This is a genomic window from Synechococcus sp. R6-10, from assembly GCF_047461815.1.
GTDB lineage: Bacteria > Cyanobacteriota > Cyanobacteriia > Thermostichales > Thermostichaceae > Thermostichus.
The window spans coordinates 1-585 of record NZ_JANSHW010000726.1; the positions used below are offsets into that span (position 1 = coordinate 1).

Sequence of the window (585 nt, forward strand, 5' to 3'; positions counted from 1 at the left end):
TTCGCGTAGAACACGAGTTCCTCATCCGCCATGTAGGTCGTACACAGAATCGAGTCCTCGTGTGCGTACTGATTGTCCATCATCGCCATGCCTGTATCCCTCCGTCGGTGTTTAGACGCCCACTGGGAGTCGCGCCGTTGAAGGTCGGTCATCCTTCGCCCACTGCCTCATCTCCAACGCCTGCGCTCTGTCGTGTCCGTCCAGCGCTCCCCTGCGGACATGATTAGTGTATACGATGGCGACCCGAAAAGTCAAGAGTCTGGGGGAATTTCGGGGCAAATTCGCCCCCAATTCGGCAGGAATTCCCCAGAAATGGCGAATTGGACGAATTGAACGCGCGGCAAGGGATAGACCACGCGCCGATACGGAGGTCAAACGATGGACAGTCGGAAACGGATGTTGAGCCTACTGGCGCTGACGGGGCTTTCGTCGACGGCTATCGCCACTTGGCAGCCGCAGTTTGCCTCGCAAGTGCGCAAAGGAGACGCGAACCGCTTGGCGATTCAACTGGGCGGTCTCAAGGCGGCTTTAGTGGAAGTGGAGGTGGACGGCGTGATTATTGCCACGCGCCACCTGACAGGGCGA

The 585-nt window shown here is 58.5% G+C and carries 1 protein-coding gene; it reads left to right on the plus strand.

Annotated elements, in window-relative coordinates; all coding sequences use genetic code 11:
• Positions 1 to 396: 396 nt before the first annotated feature.
• Positions 397 to 585 (plus strand): hypothetical protein (locus tag NW837_RS15590; protein ID WP_414332588.1); only part of this gene is annotated, 189 nt, incomplete at its 3' end.